This window comes from Paenibacillus sp. FSL R5-192 (assembly GCF_000517845.1).
Lineage (GTDB): Bacteria > Bacillota > Bacilli > Paenibacillales > Paenibacillaceae > Paenibacillus > Paenibacillus amylolyticus.
Genome location: NZ_ASPR01000048.1, coordinates 236083 through 252791 on the forward strand (window position 1 = coordinate 236083; position 16709 = coordinate 252791).

Annotated in this window: 16 protein-coding genes; 12 read left to right on the forward strand and 4 right to left on the reverse strand. The window is 46.4% G+C overall.

The features are described 5' to 3' along the window. Positions 1-61 precede the first annotated feature (61 nt). Entirely contained in the window at positions 62-1591 is a 1530-nt protein-coding gene (locus C161_RS24745; protein ID WP_235193922.1) for a DHA2 family efflux MFS transporter permease subunit, read from the forward strand. 65 nt (positions 1592-1656) lie between these two features. On the opposite strand, the gene C161_RS24750 is transcribed toward C161_RS24745, so the two are convergent. Further along, positions 1657-2730, reverse strand: coding sequence for a glycosyltransferase family 4 protein (locus C161_RS24750; RefSeq protein ID WP_235193923.1), 1074 nt, complete (start codon positions 2728-2730; stop codon positions 1657-1659). Positions 2731-3166: 436 nt separating this feature from the next. On the opposite strand from C161_RS24750, the gene C161_RS24755 reads away from it, so the two are divergent. The 6 genes from C161_RS24755 to C161_RS24780 all read left to right on the forward strand — a co-directional run bounded on the left by C161_RS24755 (position 3167) and on the right by C161_RS24780 (position 9156). Next, on the forward strand, positions 3167-4300 hold the full coding sequence (locus tag C161_RS24755; RefSeq protein WP_036673475.1) for an ABC transporter ATP-binding protein: 1134 nt from the start codon (positions 3167-3169) through the stop codon (positions 4298-4300). Next, entirely contained in the window at positions 4297-5013 is a 717-nt protein-coding gene (locus tag C161_RS24760) for an ABC transporter permease subunit (RefSeq protein WP_017692528.1), read from the forward strand. The genes C161_RS24755 and C161_RS24760 overlap by 4 nt, the downstream gene beginning before the upstream one ends. A gap of 4 nt (positions 5014-5017) precedes the next feature. Beyond that, complete coding sequence (locus C161_RS24765) at positions 5018-6412, forward strand: GldG family protein (RefSeq protein ID WP_036673477.1); 1395 nt, start codon at positions 5018-5020, stop codon at positions 6410-6412. Beyond that, the gene (locus C161_RS24770) at positions 6409-7425 is read left to right on the forward strand and encodes a DUF4340 domain-containing protein (protein WP_036673479.1); all 1017 of its coding nucleotides are present in this window, start codon (positions 6409-6411) and stop codon (positions 7423-7425) included. The genes C161_RS24765 and C161_RS24770 overlap by 4 nt, the downstream gene beginning before the upstream one ends. Before the next feature lie 273 nt (positions 7426-7698). Further along, entirely contained in the window at positions 7699-8688 is a 990-nt protein-coding gene (locus tag C161_RS31710) for a YhcN/YlaJ family sporulation lipoprotein (protein ID WP_051449926.1), read from the forward strand. Between the two features lie 243 nt (positions 8689-8931). After that, positions 8932-9156 carry a helix-turn-helix domain-containing protein gene (locus C161_RS24780; protein ID WP_017692532.1) on the forward strand — a complete coding sequence of 75 codons (225 nt, stop codon included), beginning with the start codon at positions 8932-8934 and terminating at the stop codon, positions 9154-9156. A 201-nt stretch (positions 9157-9357) separates the two neighbouring features. Here C161_RS24780 and C161_RS24785 read toward each other — a convergent pair whose 3' ends face one another. Then, positions 9358-9660: a hypothetical protein gene (locus C161_RS24785; RefSeq protein ID WP_235193924.1), complete on the reverse strand. Its 303-nt coding sequence runs from the start codon at positions 9658-9660 to the stop codon at positions 9358-9360. 220 nt (positions 9661-9880) lie between these two features. Here C161_RS24785 and C161_RS24790 point away from each other — a divergent pair, with 220 nt between their 5' ends. Next, positions 9881-10420 (forward strand): DUF4303 domain-containing protein, encoded by a 540-nt coding sequence (locus tag C161_RS24790; protein ID WP_036673481.1) that lies wholly within the window; start codon positions 9881-9883, stop codon positions 10418-10420. Between the two features lie 168 nt (positions 10421-10588). Here C161_RS24790 and C161_RS24795 read toward each other — a convergent pair whose 3' ends face one another. Then, positions 10589-10936, reverse strand: coding sequence for a hypothetical protein (locus C161_RS24795; RefSeq protein ID WP_036673482.1), 348 nt, complete (start codon positions 10934-10936; stop codon positions 10589-10591). 146 nt (positions 10937-11082) lie between these two features. On the opposite strand from C161_RS24795, the gene C161_RS24800 reads away from it, so the two are divergent. The 4 genes from C161_RS24800 (at position 11083) to C161_RS24815 (ending at position 14437) form a co-directional block, all read left to right on the forward strand. Further along, positions 11083-11946: a MurR/RpiR family transcriptional regulator gene (locus C161_RS24800; protein WP_036673483.1), complete on the forward strand. Its 864-nt coding sequence runs from the start codon at positions 11083-11085 to the stop codon at positions 11944-11946. Between the two features lie 9 nt (positions 11947-11955). Continuing rightward, positions 11956-12684 carry a glucosamine-6-phosphate deaminase gene (gene nagB / locus C161_RS24805; RefSeq protein WP_036673591.1) on the forward strand — a complete coding sequence of 243 codons (729 nt, stop codon included), beginning with the start codon at positions 11956-11958 and terminating at the stop codon, positions 12682-12684. Next, positions 12681-13901 carry an N-acetylglucosamine-6-phosphate deacetylase gene (gene nagA / locus C161_RS24810; protein WP_036673484.1) on the forward strand — a complete coding sequence of 407 codons (1221 nt, stop codon included), beginning with the start codon at positions 12681-12683 and terminating at the stop codon, positions 13899-13901. The genes nagB and nagA overlap by 4 nt, the downstream gene beginning before the upstream one ends. A 164-nt stretch (positions 13902-14065) precedes the next feature. Next, positions 14066-14437 carry a hypothetical protein gene (locus C161_RS24815; protein ID WP_036673485.1) on the forward strand — a complete coding sequence of 124 codons (372 nt, stop codon included), beginning with the start codon at positions 14066-14068 and terminating at the stop codon, positions 14435-14437. 607 nt (positions 14438-15044) lie between these two features. Here the strand turns inward: C161_RS24815 and C161_RS24820 are convergent. After that, complete coding sequence (locus tag C161_RS24820) at positions 15045-16631, reverse strand: oleate hydratase (protein ID WP_036673486.1); 1587 nt, start codon at positions 16629-16631, stop codon at positions 15045-15047. Positions 16632-16709 lie beyond the last annotated feature (78 nt).

Here is a 16709-nt window from a genome sequence, read left to right on the forward strand (position 1 = left end):
TAAAACGACGATTTAAAACGATAGTTTGAAATTAGTCGTCAATATAGGCTGAGTGAGACGCATGGATAAGCCTGCGATCTACTGGCTGGAAAAGAGTGTGGAGAACGTGAAAGAACAAACAGCAGTACCCCAGGAGCCGGCAGAGTTTTCGCTTAAAGCCATTATACTGCCACTCCTGGCTATTATCGTCGGTATGATCATGGTTATACTGGACAGCACGGTGGTGAACGTGGCCATTCCGAATCTCGTTCAATATTTCGAAACGGATCTTAAAACGATCCAATGGACGGTTACGGGTTACACCTTGGCTTTGTCTGCAGTTATTCCACTGGCAGGCTGGTTAACGGACCGTTTTGGTGCCAAAAGAGTATTTCTGTTCACGATTGCCATGTTTACCTTGGGTTCTGTATTATGCTCGATCGCTCAATCACCTGAGCAATTAATCATTTACCGTATCATTCAAGGCCTTGGTGGAGGCATGGTTGCTCCTATTGGTATGGCGATGGTCTTTCGTCTGGCTCCGCCTGAGCGAAGAGGTTCCATCATGGGGATGCTGGGAATTCCGATGTTGCTTGCCCCCGCATTGGGTCCGGTGTTGTCCGGGTGGTTTATTGAATCACTGAGCTGGCACTGGATCTTCCTGATTAACTTGCCAATTGGTATTGCAGCTTTCATTCTATGTATCAAGTTTTTGCCGGATACAGATCGTGGACGCACACCTGCACTGGATCTGCTCGGCATGATTCTGGCGCCAATTGCGTTCTCGATGCTGGCTTACGGTGTGAGTGAGGGCGGAACGAGCTGGACGTCTGCAACAACTTTGACGGGTGTCATTGTGGGTGGTGTAGCGCTCATTTTGTTCATTATTGTGGAGCTTCGTCATCAAAATCCATTGCTCGAACTCCGGGTATTCAAATCATCTGATTTCTCACGGGGAATTATTCTCGCATGGGTGTCACAAGTGGCGCTGTTCGGTGCGATGATCCTGATCCCGCTTTATTTGCAGCAGATCAAAGGGTACACTGCACTGGAAACAGGATTGATTCTACTGCCACAGGCATTGGCTTCCGGAGTGGGTATGCCGCTTGGTGGTCGGTTGTTTGATAAAATCGGTGCTAGACCTCTGGCCTTTGTGGGTCTGGGTATTATTTCGGGAGCATTGTTTATTCTGTCCTCCATTACGGCAGAGACAGGTCTTGGCCTGATTATAACGGCTCTGGTCATGATGGGTCTGGGTATGGGCTTGTCCATGATGCCACTCAATACGCATGTATTAAATGCTGCACCGCGCAAGTTGGTTGGACGGGTTACACCGCTCACGGCTGCTGCACAGCAAGTAGTCGTGTCCTTTGCGGTTGCAGGGCTTACAGGCTTCCTGACTTCAAGAATCGCAGACAATACAACGAGTACAGAGCCGACCGCTATCGTGCATGGTTTGGTGGCTGGTTTCAATGATACGTTCTTCCTGGCCGCGTGTATTGCATTGTTCGGATGTTTGCTCAGTCTGATTCTGCGGAAACCAAAACCGATGCCGGAAGAAGAACTTCAAAATGGCGACAAGCCTGATCCCGCGATGATGATGGGACACTAAGATTTTATAAAAACCATACTAAGGCAGTTCAGAGAAATTTTGCTGAACTGCCTTTTTTGCTATGCTCAATGGAAAATTCGCAGTGCTGTCATCATTTCACGGAAAGAAATGGCATATCGATCTGGTGAAAAAGACAAGCTCATATGCTGTCTGCCCTGAATGCGAATATACTCACGCAATTTCTTGTTATTCATGAGGTCCCTTGCTTCGGCTACAGCGGCCTCTACATTTCCAATTGGATAAAACTTACCAGTCTTATTATGTGTGATAAATGAACGCACACCATCCGAATCCGTGCTGAGCACCGGGCAGCCACAACTGATAGCTTCAGCGACGGCATAACCAAATCCTTCAAGCAGGGAAGTGGATAACATGATGCCCCCTGAAGCGGCAATCATGGAATAATATGCAGGCATCTGAGAGTGAGGAACATTGATGAAGATCCCAATCCGATCCTCAAGCCCGTATTCTGCCAGCATGTGCCGGAACATGACTTCATCTTCTGGATTAGCCAAAGTTGGATCGTGGAACAACCATAGTCTGGCTTCCGGATTTTTTTTGACAATTTCACTCGATATGATTAGATATTCACGCCAGTTTTTGTTGTGTTCAAGTCGTCCTACCCAAGCCAGCACCGGATAGGGTGGGGTATCCACCAAGATTGGTGCGAAGGTGTCTGTATCCAGCATATTGGGAATAACAAACCGATGAAGCCAAGGACAGATATGAATGAACATATCCAGCAGGTGGTCTGTGGGAGGTATAACGGCAGCATCACAATGAGCTTGGAGGTATGGGACACCCATCTGTATCGTTTCCAGAGCTTGATCGCGTGCTCCGAGTCCCTGCGCTTCAAAAATAATTCGTCCGGTATAACCAAGTCCTCTCAAGCGGCCAGGCATAGCGATGTCTGAAGTGGCAATGATGGCATCATAATGATGAGTATGGATGATATGATGGATATCCTCGTCACTGGATGCGGTGAAAATGGGTGTATCACTGTTGTTCTGCAATCCCGAGCCTGTGCTGAGATACAATAGGTGCGCTTCAATGCCATGGCGTTTCAGAACAGCGGTGCGCAGTCGATTTAACGTATCCACGCCACCGCTCGGAACATAAAACGTGAATAATACTTTCACACGATTCACCCTCTGACTTTTGGTCAGGAGCACATTCTCCTGTACTCTATGTTACGTTGGCTTTAAGCGCAGGGTGTGGGTGTTGGTCAGAATGTTCACATTTTGGACAAATATTTTTAAGCTGCCTTTTAAGTGTCATTAAGCTGAGGCTAGGATAGCTCACGTAATATACAAGGAACTTCCCGTGTCTATCATCTATTACATAAGTTCAACATAACATTTACACGATAACGGAGAGGGCAGAAATAACTTGAAGAAGCGAAGCGTTCACCTTTATCAGCGGATTTTTCCTTCTGAAATGAAGGAATCAAAAAAATCTGGGGATAACAGTGATCGGAAGGTTATTCTGTCATCGGAGTGCAAGTGTAATATTTTCAGTTGAATTTATATCACGAACGATGGTGCACGGGTATTTTAACGGGAAAGGATGAATGATGTGCTCGAAGTGAAACAGGTCAGCAAAGTCTACGAAGGGCAACGCGGCGTACATCAACTGGATTTCACCATGGAACGTGGTGAGATTGTTGGCTTTCTCGGACCCAATGGTGCCGGAAAAACAACAACGATGCGTATGATTACGGGTTATCTGCATCCAACCGCGGGTTCCATTATGGTGGATGGGGTATCGGTGCATGAGCAGGGTCAGCGTGTTCGTTCCAAGATTGGGTATCTGCCTGAAACGCCGCCACTCTATCCGGATATGACCGTGCAGTCCTATCTTAAATTCGTAGCCAATTTGCGAGATGTCCCGGCACGTGAGGTTAAGCTGCGGGTCAGTGAGATGGTTAGCAGACTGGGACTTCAGGGTCGGGAAAGGCAAATGGTACGTGGGTTATCCAAAGGATACAAACAACGCCTTGGGCTAGCAGGAGCCATTATTCACAAGCCAGATCTGCTGGTTCTGGATGAGCCAACATCGGGCCTTGATCCAAACCAGATTATCGAGATCCGGGATTTAATCCGAGAATTGGGCGAGAACCATACGGTGCTGCTCAGTACGCATATTTTGCCTGAAGTGAGCACGCTCTGTAATCGAATGTTGATCATTAATCAGGGACAGCTCGTGCTGGATGGTTCACCTCAGCATTTCGAATCAGCAATGGGGGATCAGTTCAAGGTATCGATAGAAGTGAAGGCCACTGCGGAGCAATTACATAATGTGCTGACACCATGGGAGAAGGTGCGGAGTGAAGTCATTCAAGCGTCGGATGCGAATCCCACCAAAGATAGTTCACTTAATTCAGATTCAGCGAATACGGTTAAAATGCTGCTTACTGGAGAAAACTCGGAAGATTTCCGGCAGGAGCTGTTTTACCTTTTGTCAGGTGCAGGTTTACCGATACTGGAGATGAAGAAGGAGAATCTGAGTCTGGAGCAAATCTTCCTGAAGCTGACCACAACCGAAACAACGGACACAGACGTGAATTTGGCAGATGTGGATAAGGTTGATGGGAAACAGACGAATCAGGATGTAACTTCGGACATTGACTCGTCGAGCATATCAGAAACATCGGCGAGTACATCAGCCGATACTTCGCCCCATTCTCGCAAAGGGGAGGACTCCAAATGAGACGAATGATGGCGGTATGTAATAAAGAGCTACAAGCTTATTTTCTGTCACCAACGTCCTATTTTGCTTTTGCCGTATATGTACTGATGACCAGTCTGTTGTTCTATTCAAGCTTTGTATATTACCAGCCGAGTATTGTTGATTATCGTCTCGTGTTGGGCGATACGTTGTCCATGCTGCTGTTTGTCGTGCCATTGTTAACGATGCGACTGGTTGCAGAGGAATTTAGACAGGGAACGGATGAGTTGTTGCTGACTTCTCCGGCACGGGTAACAGAAATTATTTTTGGCAAATATCTTGCTTCTCTGGCCATTCTGGTCGTGCTCATCCTGTGTAGTCTGGTGTATCCATTCATCATGTCGTTCTATGGGACATTGGATATGACGACGGTATGGATGTCTGCACTGGGGTTATTTTTCCTGGGCGGAAGCATGATGGCGATTGGACTGTTCGCTTCTACATTATCCCAGCATCAGATGGTGTCTGCGGTGGCGGGTTTTATTATTTTGCTCGTTTTGTGGATGCTTGATTCATTCGCAGGCAATACAGGTTCTGCTTTGCAACAGTGGCTGGACCCATTTGCACTGACTAACCGGTTCGACAGCTTCATGAAAGGTGTACTTAGTGGACCGGATATCTTGTATTATGTCACCCTTTCGGGTGTGTTTCTGCTGTTAAGCATTCAAATTGTGGAACGGAAGCGGTGGAGGTGAGAAGATGAAAAAATGGTTAAGTCATACCAACAGTACCGTGCTGTCCGTAGCGGTGATTGGCATCTTTATTTTGCTAACACTGTTCCTGAATTCACTTGGCGGCTTCCAGCTCGATCTGACCTCGAACAAACAATACACGTTATCTGACCAGTCCCTTACTGCGATCAAAAATGTGAAGGATGACGTCAACATTCTGGTGTTAACGGTCGAAAATGCCAACAACACCGTCCTGAACCGTGAGGTCACGGATATGGTCGAGGAATACACGAAACGTAACAGCAAGCTGAAAATAAAACAATATAATCTGACGCAGGAACCTGCGCTTGCATCCAAATATGGCATAACAGGCAGCTCCATTGTGCTGGAGCAGGGAGATCAACACAAAGTGATTGATATCGCCAGTTTGTTTACCGCGACAGGTGACGGCAGTGACGGATCATATCAGTTCACAGGTGAGGAAAAACTTACGCAGGCGCTCATGAATATGTCATCCACGGAGATGCACAAAATGGTCTTTTTGACTGGGCATGAAGAGCTGAGTCTCGCTCAGATGACTACGTTGCAATCCTCCTTGGAACAAAATAATGTGCAGACGGAAGAGTTACAGCTGAATCAAGCCGGAAAGGTTCCGGAAGATGCAGATGTGCTCGCCATTATTGGCCCACAACGTGATCTCAGTGATACCGAAATGAAAGCCATTCGCACGTATCTGAGTAATGGAGGCAAGCTGTTATTATCCCTCGGATTTGTAGAAGATATGAAATCCAGTTGGAAAAACATCGATGCTCTGATGGCTGACTATGGCGTCGTTGATGAGCATGCAGTCATGGTGGATAACCAGCAAGCCAGTACGATGGGGCCACTCTGGGTGGTACCGGAGTATGGTACACATGCAATTACGGACAAACTTGCTGCAAGCCAATTGTATCCGATGTTGTCGTTGTCGATTGCGCTGACCAGCAAAGAACAGGATAAATACACCCTTTCACCGTTAATTCATTCTTCGAATGACAGTTATGGGGAGACAAATATCGGTGGTTTATTGCAAAATGAAACAACCAATGATGCTGAAGAGGATATTCAGGGACCCGTTGATTTAGGATATGCAACCGATACAACGGATGGTAAGCCAAAGGCGGTTATTCTGGGTTCGTCCATTTTCATGCAGGATTCGGAAATTGCGAATGGTGGCAATCGGGACTTTATTTTGAATACGGTAAACTATTTGAGTGAGAAAGAAAATGGATTGACGATTCGCCCACGTGTACAAGCTGGGTATGAGATGGCATACCTGAACGGCGAACAGGCAAGAACAATTTTCTTCGTGGCTATTGTAGCATTCCCACTCATCTTTGTTATCATTGGTGTACTCTTATGGTGGAGGCGCAGACGAGTATGAGAAAATGGGTCCCAACGATTCTGGTGGTCATCGTACTAATTATGGGCTGGGTGTACGCGGCCAATCAAAATTATTTTCGGGAAGAAGAAGCGGTTCAAGCCAAGTTGCTTGGTATTCAATCCGGGGATGTTCAATCTATTACAATACATGACACAACGGAGGAGACATCCGGTACAGTAGCAACTTCGACTCTGACGCTCGATAATGGCGTATGGCAGATGGCTGAGCCAAAAGCCTATCCTCTGAACGGTTACAGTGTTAGCAGTTGGTTAGATGCTCTGAGTGGTGCGAATCAGGAACTGGTGGTGGAAGAAGCGCCAACGGATCTGGATAAGTACGGATTAGGAACAGATGCTACACGTATGGATATCAAACTCAAAGATAATCGGGAGATCAAACTGGCTATTGGTGGCCAGCTTCCAGCAGATGATGCACGTTATGTGCGTGTTGATTCGGGCCCTGTGGTTGCCGTGCAGACAGAGGCGATTACCAGCATAGCTTTGTCTCGTCGTGACTTATTGGACACGACACCTTTCAACATGGATGAGACAAATGTTGGGTCTCTGGAGTGGGAGGGTGAGGCAGCTACCTGGATGTTAACATCGACATCGGAGAACGATGCGGCAGAACATACCTGGACACTGAATGGAAAAACGATTGAAGCCACAGATGCCGTATCTCTTATCGGCAAAATCAAAAACTTGTCGACAGCAGATGATGTGCGTAAAGCGTCCGAGCTGAAAGGTACTGTTCCACGATTCACCTTGTCTGTTGAACAGACGGTCAATGGGCAACAAGTTCGAGATGTGTATCGGGGACTTACGGTGCCATCCGAATCGGATCAGATCTGGGTCATTACGCCGGATGGTCAATGGGCATATGGCATGGATACGACAAGTCTAACGGAAGCCGAGAAATTCCCGGATACAATTAAAGCATCCACAACTTCTTTGGAAGAGTCATCGATTTCTGCAAATGACGCAACGACTTCCTCATCAACAGACGGGAAATGAGCGGGGCGGAAGATAAGTGATATTATTGCGTTGAGATGCAAATATGATTTCGAGGCAGTGCTGCGAACAAGCAGCACTGTTTTTTTATTTTATATAGCGAAGAATCTCATGGTCCACAGATCAAAACCAAAGATCGATAAGCAAAGCCCAAAGACCAAAACCAGAAGACCTGAATCTACAGGGTAAGGTACCATATCCTTTCAGCATATCGGTACGTACAGAAGCGCATCCTATCTTTGTGACCAAAACCAACAAACATTGGAGGATGAGTACATGCCAGCAGTCAAAAAGGCAACAGCTATTACGTTATCATTATCTACTGCAATCTTTGTAATGGCCGGTTTGACAGGATGTGGCACGAATCGGGATACCAACAATATGCATACGCAAAGTGTTCGTCAGCAAGCCAACGGCATTAACCGTTATGGTGTGGAAACAAATGGCATGGATGGCATCCGTGCGAAAAGTTATCGCATGCACAATGTTACTGACCTGAAATCCAGCGAAGAGCTGGCAAAACGTATCACGGAGATGAAGGAAGTAAAATCCGCCCGTGTCATGTTAACGGATCGTAATGCTTATGTCGCGGTTCGTTTGGCAGATGGTCATGCAGGCAAGTTGGAGAGCAAGTCCAATGGTCGTACGAGCATGCTGAATGGAACGATGCGTAATCATGCCAGTGATACCATGCGTGGGGGCAACATGAATCACGATATGGGTGGTATGCGTGTGAATGGCGGTACGGGCACAATGTCTCCGTACAGCACTAGCGGAATTGCTCCAGGACTGAACACAAATTCGGCAACGGACCGCAGCCATATGGGGAATGACCGCAGCATCTATGGAACCATGGGCACAGGCGCCGTTGGCATGATGCGTGGTCTGACAAACAGCGGCAAAGCACGTGGGACTGACGATGGGCATTATGGCATGAAAAGTGAAGGACAACGTGTAGATAGCACGGACGATAACACATCAGCTGAGATTAAGGGTAAGATTTCAGCCAAAATCAAGCAGTTTGCACCAAACATCGAGAATGTATATGTATCAGCCAATCCAGACTTTGTGGAGCATGTCGAGAACTATGCCACAGATATTCGTAACGGTAAGCCCGTTAGTGGCATGATCGATACGTTCCAATCGATGGTGGAGCGCATTTTCCCAACAAACGGAACAGATACGAATAACCGTGATGGCATCCTTGACGATGGCCTGATGAACCGTAATCACAACGGTGGTGTCATGAATCGAATGAATCGGTAGTTTTTTGACATGAACAAGTGTGCCTTTGCGCAGATGGTAACATCTGCTGCAGGGGCATGTTTGTCTTACATAATCTCAAATATATAGACAACTGCTCACGTTCTCTTTGGACAATGAATCACATGTTTACTGCCCATTTTTCTTATAAAACTGAACCAACGCCCTTGACCTGACATAAGATGAGTTGACTGTATCCCCTTAACCTTGTTACACCAACACAACCCGAGCAAGGAGGGGTGAACATTGAAGGGTATCGATCATAAAAGCAAATTTTTGTTGACCCACCGTGAACGCGAAGTATTCGAATTACTGGTTCAAGACAAAACAACGCGTGACATCGCAGGGCAGTTATTCATCAGCGAGAAAACGGTGCGTAACCATATTTCGAATGTGATGCAGAAACTCAATGTTAAGGGTCGTTCGCAGGCAGTTGTCGAGCTGATTAAGCTTGGAGAACTGAAGATTTAGTTGCGAATTACAGTTAGGATTAAGTAGCAGCATGAAAGCCTTTCTCTATTCTTTGTCATGAAGAATGGGGCAAGGCTTTTTTGCTGCTGATTTATAGTTTATTACATCAGATGATCCGCTGTTCCGGGATTGAGTCACCCAACCATGGTGTACAAAAATAAGCCACACAACGACAACCATCAAAGGTTATCATTACATGGCTTATGTTGAAAATTGGACATTCATTAATTCAAAGTCATTTTTGCATGAGGCTCCTGAGAAAAATTCCTCTACAACCTCAACATCGCTTCTGCTCGTATGAAATACATATAACTCGCGTGTCGGATGGAGCTTGTGCAGTTCTTTATAACCGCTCCAGGCTTCTTGAGGATTATCATAGTTTTGAATAACCGCTATATCCTCTAGTTGACGGACACGGTTGCTGGAACTTGCCTTGATTGCTTCCACAAGCACAAAACGATCTGGGTGTAATTCAGTAATCTCTCCCCATTTAATCGGCGTCACCTCGCTTGGATAGTCGTATTTTTATTATAGCATAGTTGTTTAAGGGTGTAGGAAGTAAGCACGTTATTTGTAATTATGTGGTACCTTGTAGTTATTGAGAGACCTATATAGCAACAGGGCGGGGATATGAATATCTCGTTAAAGTTTTTGGGCCCAATTAATTTATGGTTTGAACAGACAATTGAATCTTAAACTGTATTAGCATGAAAGGATGAGCTGAGTGGACCGTTTTTTAAATGAATTTGAAAACCAATTTCGAGCGGGGTTTCTACCCGATCTGGAACAAACGCTGTCTAAAGTGCAGGATGAGAAAGTATATGCTTGTGCCTTTGGAACAGACAGTGATTGGGTTACCCTGTTTTTGGCGGTAAATACAGAGGAATCCCTGGCTGGGCATATTTCGAGTATGAATGAGCAAGGGCTGTGTGATAGCGAGCAGGACGAGATCTATTACAGATGGGGCTGCTCCGAATATCAATATGGCGAGGAGACGCACTTTAACCATATCAGTCGATTGTTGTATGCAACAGAGGATGTCCAGAAGTATAAAGATGAGATCATTCGAATCATTGCCAAAGTTGTGAATGAGACAGCAGATGAAGTTTTTGCCCGATATGGTCAAACCAAAGCAGACATTACGTTCTTCGTTTCTCTCACAGATGACGATTTGGCGGAGGAGATTGAGAATCAATCGGTCCATCAAATGACTGTACCCGGCTTAGCCAGCAAATTCTTAAAACGATATGATGACATGAATTAGACCGAGTTAACTTGAGTTGAGCGTTTAGTTGAATGGAAATTGCATTAAAACGAATTGAATCTTAGTACCGCGAAAGTCTTTCCTATTCTTTAACTAAACTAAAGAAGGAAGAGGCTTTTTTGTTTTAGCGTGAAAAAATGAAACAACCGCTCCATAATAGTTTATCACTTATAGATTCCTATTCATTTGAATGAACATCCTCCATCTTTTCTTCGAAAATGGCTGATAAAATAGCTGCTCCAGCTGCTCAAACTGGGCTTCGTTTAGATGAAGATGGAGTGCTCTTTTCGCAATTTTGGCGGCAGGCTGGGAAGAAGATTTTCGGCCTCCGGCTTTTCGTTTGATCGGAATATGAAATTGCAGCATGTCTTCAAGTTGATTCCAGCCTTCCCAACTCAGCCGACCTCCGCGTTTCCAGTCAATAGCATAGAGGGTATAATAGGCGCGTCCATCTGTTTGTTTGGTGGCAATAATCCAGGTGGAAGGAATGAACTTTCTCCGTTGTCTTCGATTCATTGAATTGCTCCTTCTTTTGATATTGCAAAAGCCATGGGAAATTCCTCTTGATTTGCAGGATCGTCTTGATTAGAATAAACTTATAAAAATGATTTTCTTAATTTATTAAAAATAAATAAAAATAATTTTCATAAAGTGAGGTCCTCATGGCAGCCATATTACGTGCGTTGCAGCAAGAACTGAATAACCTTCCGTCTCAGGAGCGACGTATTGCCGAAGTCATTATGCACTCTCCATCGGACATTCCAGGTTGGACGATTAGTCATCTGGCAGAGCAGAGTGGCACAAGTGCGGCGACGGTAACCCGCTTTTGCAAGTCGTTTCATTTTAAAGGCTTCCCCGATTTCAAAATGAAACTTGCCGCAGAATTGTCCCACGCATCTGATGAAACGGCGTATCAGGATATTGTAGCGGGCAATTCCCTATCCAAAATTGTTGAAGCTATCGAAGCCAACCACCTCGCGTCTATTGCAGATACCACCCGTTTGCTGGATTTGGGCAGATTGGAGCAGGCAGTGCAATTATTGTGTCAGGCTCGCCGCATCGATCTGTACGGTGTAGCTACCTCATCGATTGTTACACAGGATTTCTATCAGAAACTGGTGAGGATTGGCAAGAGCTGTACGGCTTTTTCCGACTCACATATGCAGATTACATCCGCATCTTCGCTCGCCGAGGGAGATGTGGCGATGGCGGTATCCTATTCAGGCGAAACACCAGAGACCATCGATGCCTTGCATTGTGCCAAACAGGCCGGAGCTTCTACGATTTCACTGACTTCCTACGGAAGTAACACACTCGCAACGGTATCGGATATCCCATTGTTCACCTCTTCTCTGGAAGAAGGCATGAGGCGTGGAGATATGGCTTCACGTATTGCACTGCTGCATGTGGTCGATATTTTGTTCACAGGCATGGTAAGTGCCGACTTCGACCGTTTTATCCCCAGACTGGAACAATCCTATCACAATGTGCAATCTTATCGAGTCCAACACAACGGAGGTGCCTGACAGATGAAGATGAATATACGCATTTTTGAAAATGAAGAAGATTTGAACGCCACGGGTGCTGGCCTCATTGCCAGCTTGTTGCAAACCAAACCACGGGCTGTATTGGGGCTTGCGACAGGAAGTTCTCCTGTAGGCATATATAAACAGCTTATCACGTTGTACCAGAAGGGGTTTGTCAGCTTCTCACAGGCTTCTTCTTTTAATCTCGATGAGTATGTCGGACTTCCAACAGAACATCGCGAAAGTTACCGCAGTTTCATGAACGAACAATTATTCAATCATATCGATATAGATATTGCTAGATCGCAAGTGCCTGATGGTCAGGCTGCAGATCTGGAACAGGAATGTAATTCCTATGAACAACGGCTGGACGATCGTGGACCGGTAGACCTTCAACTGCTGGGCATCGGACATAATGGTCATATTGGCTTCAATGAACCGGGAACGGAGCTGACTGGACGAACACATGTCGTGGATTTGAAAGAAGAGACGAGGAAGGCAAACGCACGCTTCTTTGACAGCATTGATGAAGTTCCGGCTCAGGCGATTACAATGGGTGTCGGTACCATTTTGAAAGCCAAACAGATTCTGCTCATTGCCCGTGGCGAGGAAAAAGCCGAGATTATTCGCGAAGCTTTTATGGGTCCAATCACAACGGCCTGTCCTGCATCGCTTTTGCAATGCCATCCAAATGTGGTGGTACTGCTGGACCGTGCAGCAGGGAGGCTGGTGAGATGACCGAGGTGAATAGCCGTGAACCTAGGAGCCAGCGTGATGAAAATATTTCTCTTCTTCGAGGCAGGCTGCTCCTTGCAGATGAAATACTGGAAGACGGTGTAATAGCCTGGAGGGATGGGGACATCCTTTATGCCGGGATACCAGAAGGTCTTCCTGAACGGATTCGGAGCGAGGCTTTGCCGCTGTCAGTACCGGAATGTGGTCTCATTGTGCCTGGATTCATTGATATCCATGTGCATGGTGGTAACGGAGAAGACTTTATGGAAGCAAGCCCGGAGGTGTTGGACAAGATCACTTCTTTCCATAGTACGCAGGGGACAACAGCGATGCTTGCGACTTCCATGACGGCTCCAAAAGAGCGACTGGATAACGTACTTGCTGAAGTGGACCGCTACCGTTCGAGTGAAATGCCATATGCACAGCTTGAGGGCGTGCACCTGGAAGGTCCGTTTTTTAGTCCGAAATGGCCTGGCGCGCAAAATCCGGAACACATCATTCTGCCTGATGTATCTTGGCTCGAAGCATGGGAGAAACAATATCCTGGCCTGATCCGTCAAGTTACGTTGGCACCGGAATGTGAAGGCGCGCTGGAAGTGATTTCATGGCTACGAAAACAACGGATTACAGCCGCACTTGGTCACACGGATGCGACCTATGAAGAGGTGGAGCGGGCAGTGGATGCCGGACTGCATCATGCAGTACATACGTTCAATGCCATGACACCGCTGCATCACCGGCTGCCGGGTGCTGCAGGAGCCGTGCTGAGTGATTCACGCATCAGTGCTGAGGTAATTGCTGACGGTATTCATGTTCACCCTGCGGCGATATCAATCCTCGCTCAGCTGAAGCAACATGATGATCAACTCGTGTTGATTACAGATGCCATGTCTGCTACGGGATTGGATGATGGGGAGTACAAAATCGGCGACCTGCCCGTAATTGTGAAGCATGGTGAGGCCAGACTGAAGGACGGCGGCGCACTGGCGGGAAGCACACTGACAATGATTCGCGGTTTCCGTTACCTGATACAGGAAGTGGGCTTGAGTCTGAACGCTGCATCACGTGCAGCAAGTCTGACCCCGGCACGCCTGCTGGGTATTGATCACCGGACAGGTTCCCTGGCTCAAGGCAAGCAGGCAGATATCGTTTTGCTGAATGCGGAGCTGGATATTGAGGGTGTGTGGGTGAAGGGCAGACGGATCGGCGAGTCATATTAGATTTAGAAAATTAGTATTGTGCTAATAACTCTCATTTGTGATGCATCAGTCTTCGGAGTTAAAACTTGGCTTTTATCTGTGTAGAGGCAACACCTTGCGCAATATGTTAAAATAGATCTCAAAAAGACGGGATCTGCGGATCACGCATAACGGAGGCGTGAAACATGGAACGTAACGCTATGCTCGAACATGATCCGTTCATCACAGTGTTGGCGGAGAAGTTGCACATACACGGATATTATGCCTTTTATGGCGAGCATTACAATGAGACCGATATGGAGCTGTACCGCAGGCATCTGTTCACATCATTCAGCAACATCGTATGGGTAGAGCTGGATGCACGCAAAAAGTATATGATTGTCGATCATCGTGGACGCAACACAGTCATGAAACTGATCGAAGGTATGCTGAACACGCGCAGAACGCTGAGAGCGAACCAGGCAATGGCAGGTACGGACACCGCTGGAGTCCAGCAGGAGATCGCACATTTATCCAAGCTTGTGCACATGCTGAAGTTCACAACATTCCGCACTTAAGCGAAGTGTGATATGTAGGCTGTAATAAGCAGCGTGAGTAGTGCTAACGAATCTGTGAAGCCTTATTCCAATGATTTGGCAGTCATAGAAAATGTAACGAATCTCAGACACGCTATTTAATGCAATTTAACGATATTTCGTTACTTAAACATGTCTACAGCGCAAATAAGATGTCTACGATTCGTTAGATTTTCAAACCTGCGAAATTTTAAGTAATAAGGTTTGTGAGGTTCTTTAGACGACAGTTGGCAATCTCGATGAAAGCTATGGGTTGGACTTAGATAGTACACGAGTAAACGAAAGAGAGAGTCCTGTCATAGCTGACAGAACTCTCTCTATTTTCTTTATACAACGACTAATCAGTTCAGCAACAACCATATTCACTCATTAACTCGTTCAACGGGGATGCAAGCTTCTGAAGCTAACTCATGTAGTAACTCATATCTTACTAACGTGGCACAATACATAGAATTAAGATAACAAAGCTTCCTAAAGATCACAAAGTTACTCACCGAATTCTATAGATATCTCCAAAGATCTATCCCCATCCACAGATCCATCCAACATTCCTTCATTCATCTAATGTCTGAATCCTCATGAAAAGTGGTCATCTAAACGAAGTCACAAAACTGCTGAACAGCGTCCGGACATCATACTGATACTGGTTGATCGGCTCAATTGGACGATTTTCTCCAAGTAAAGTGTATACCGCGATTCGTGCTGCTCGGACCGAATATTCTTCTGTGAATACCACGTCATCGGGAATCTCGCAGAATTGGCTGATGAAGGCCAGGTTGGTGGAGCCTTCAGGCACAACCTTCGGTCTGTCGCTGTTTAGTCTAGGCATGAATTGCGCTGTAATGTATGGCATCATGCAAGGAATGCAGTTGGCGGTAGCCATGATGTCCTCTTGATGTTCCTGAAAATGAAGATGGCCGATCAACTCCTGCATAATCTCTTCCCCTGTACAGTCGCACATTCTTTTCTTCACGTAATCGCCCACGTTATCCGGGTATAATCCGTATCCCCAGAATACGTTGACATGCTCCGGCTGACCGCGGAAGTGCGGTTGAAAGGCTAGAACGACAGACATGAACCAGCTGGAGTCCTTGAAAGTAACCAGAGCACCAGTACCTGCCCGGTTACGTGTTAATTTCTCCATCAGATCAAAGAAGACCGAATCCTGGAAGGTGACCGTAAACGATTCCCATTTGGACTCATCCACATGATCATTAAAAGAAGAAGGATTGCCCAGCAGCGGTTTCTTGGCGGCAATGTTCTCCCACAGCTTCCATGAGCTGCCCTTGCCGTTCAGTTTCGGTGCGGAAGTCATGGAGCCGATATCGGCCCCTTCGGTCATCGAACCGTTTGTGACAATGACGAGATCACCTTCGAGGATGTCAATGACTTCCTCTTCACCTTCCCTGAGCACATGCATCCGACTTACCGTAATGCCGTCTCCGTCTTTGAAATCCAGATCGGTAACCGTACATTTCAGCGTGAAATCTACGCTAAACGGCTCCAGGTAGTTATGCAATGGCAGGATAATCGAGTCATATTGGTTGAACGGTGTGCGGGTGACACCTTCCAGCGTTTGAATTCTTGGGAATTCGTGAAAAAAGCGAAGCATGTATCTTTTGAATTCCACGGCGCTATGCCAAGGCTGGAAAGCGAAGGTGGTCGCCCACATATACCAGAAGTTTGTTTTGAAAAAATGAGGGCCAAACCAGTCGTTGATTCGCAATTTACCCAGCGTGTCTTCAGGAGTAATAATCAGTTTGCCCATCGCCAACCGGTCCGCCATATCAAAACCCATGGAGAGCACATCTTCGACCTTGCCGTCACGGTTGATGAGCCGCGCATTGGAATGTGTGGGATTGGCATCGTCAAATTCGGTGATTTCCTGTCGGACAGATATGCCCGGACGGTCGATGGAAGGGATGGAAGCCAGCAGCTCCCATAGATTCTCATAGGCCTCGTCATTGAGCATCCGTCCGCCACGGATGATATATCCTTGATCGGGATTACCAGCACCGTCATTGCTGCCGCCGAGAATCGGCATTTCTTCGATAATGTGAATATGTTCTCCGGGAAAGTCACAATCTCTAACCAGATAAGCTGCACCCACCAAAGATGCAATGCCGCCGCCTACAAAATAGACCTGTTTATTACCATGTTCTTTCTTCACGATCATTCGCCTCCAAAAGTTACTGTAATCACATCCCTAATGTAAACCTTGCAGGTTCCGTAAGGTATGATCAAAAGAAAGGGA